The sequence below is a fragment of the Acinetobacter sp. A47 genome, from assembly GCF_000805455.1.
Taxonomy (GTDB): Bacteria; Pseudomonadota; Gammaproteobacteria; order Pseudomonadales; family Moraxellaceae; genus Acinetobacter.
Genome location: NZ_JSUS01000036.1, coordinates 1 through 2,355, shown reverse-complemented (window position 1 = coordinate 2,355; position 2,355 = coordinate 1). Strand labels below are relative to the sequence as shown.

Genomic DNA, 2,355 nt, shown 5'->3' with positions numbered 1-2,355 from the left:
AAACGGTAACAGTAACCTTCCCGAACGGAACAACGGTGGATGTCACCACTGATCCGGTCACAGGCGAATGGACCGTGCCGAATCCGGGTGGGCTGGTCGATGGTGATACCATCACCGCGATTGCCACAGACCCGGCAGGTAACCCGTCTGTACCAGGTACAGAAACCGTGGATGTCACACCTCCAAACCCTGCAGGTGCAACATTAACCATTAACGATGTCACAGCAGACAACGTATTGAATGCAGCAGAATCAACCGGCACAGTGACCATCACAGGTACCTTGACCGGTATTCCTGCAGATGCAGCTACGACTGTGGTGACTTTAGTCATCAATGGCGTGACTTATACCGCAACAGTTGATGCAGCAACAGGTAACTGGACAGCAGATGTAGCAGGTAGTGACTTGCTGGCAGATGGTGACAAGACCATTGATGCCACTGCAACTTTCACCGATGCAGCAGGCAACAGCAGTAATGTGACTGATACCCAAGTCTATACCGTGGATACCACTGGTCCGGACAACAGCACGACCACGATTACCATCAACCCGATTACAGGCGATGGCGTGGTTGATTCAGGCGAAGCGGCAACTGACCAGACCATTAGCGGTACGGTCACCGGTGAATACACTGTCGGTGACGTGGTTACTGTCAACGTCAATGGCGTGAACCTGACCACTACAGTACAAACTGGTGGGGTATGGAGCGTAACGGTTGATGGCGGACAGTTAGTCCTTGATGCCGACAAGACCATCAATGTCAGCATTACTGCAACCGATGCCGCAGGTAACACCGGTACAGTAACCGCAGATGCCAGCTATACCGTTGACATCACTACACCAGTAGTCGTGATCAACCCGATTGCAGGCGATAACATTGTTAACGCAGCAGAAGCAGGCGTTGACCAGACTGTTAGCGGTGCGGTTGTGGGCAGCTTCACAGCAGGCGATGCCGTGACAGTTGTGGTCAATGGCAACAATTACACCACTACCGTACAGGCGGATGGTAGCTGGAGCGTGACCGTTCCGGGTGGCGATCTGACTGCAGATGCAGACAGCACCATCAATGTCAGCGTGAATGTAACAGGTGCGGGTACTATTACCGCAGACCAGAGCTATGTCGTTGATGTGACTGCTCCGGATACCACAGGAGCAACACTCGCCATCAATGATGTCACTGCAGACAACGTGCTGAATGCAGCAGAATCAACCGGCACAGTGACCATCACAGGTACCCTGACCGGTATTCCTGCAGATGCAGCCACCACAGTGGTTACACTCCTCATCAATGGTGTGACTTACACCGCGACAGTGGATGCAGCAACAGGTAACTGGACAGCTGATGTGGCTGGTAGCGACTTGCTGGCGGACAGCGATGCCACTATCGATGCCACTGCAACCTTCACTGATGCAGCAGGTAACAGCAGCACGGTTACTGACACTCAAGGCTTCACTGTGGATGTTACGCCACCGGCAGCACCAGAGATCAATCCGGTCAATGGTACTGACCCGATCACCGGTACAGCAGAACCAGGATCAACGGTGACTGTAACCTTCCCGAACGGAACAACGGTGGATGTCACCACTGATCCGGTCACAGGCGAATGGACCGTGCCGAATCCGGGTGGGCTGGTCGATGGTGATACCATCACCGCGATTGCCACAGACCCGGCAGGTAACCCGTCTGTACCAGGTACAGAAACCGTGGATGTCACACCTCCAAACCCTGCAGGTGCAACATTAACCATTAACGATGTCACAGCAGACAACGTATTGAATGCAGCAGAATCAACCGGCACAGTGACCATCACAGGTACCCTGACCGGTATTCCTGCAGATGCAGCTACGACTGTGGTGACTTTAGTCATCAATGGCGTGACTTATACCGCAACAGTTGATGCAGCAACAGGTAACTGGACAGCAGATGTAGCAGGTAGCGACTTGCTGGCTGATACCGATGCCACTATCGATGCCACAGCGACCTTCACTGATGCAGCAGGTAACAGCAGTAATGTGACTGATACCCAAGTCTATACCGTGGATACCACTGGTCCGGACAACAGCACGACCACGATTACCATTAACCCGATTGCAGGCGATGGCGTGGTTGATTCAGGCGAAGCGGCAACTGACCAGACCATTAGCGGTACAGTCACCGGTGAATACACTGTCGGTGACGTAGTTACTGTCAACGTCAATGGCGTGAACCTGACCACCACAGTACAAACGGGTGGGGTATGGAGCGTAACGGTTGATGGCGGACAGTTAGTCCTTGATGCCGACAAGACCATCAATGTCAGCATTACTGCAACCGATGCCGCAGGTAACACCGGTACAGTAACCGCAGATGCCAGCT

1 protein-coding gene is annotated in these 2,355 nt (G+C 53.2%); it reads left to right on the top strand.

The window, feature by feature from the left end:
* On the top strand, nt 1-2,355 hold a 2,355-nt coding region (locus tag OC23_RS09665; protein ID WP_152607820.1), incomplete at both ends, for a beta strand repeat-containing protein.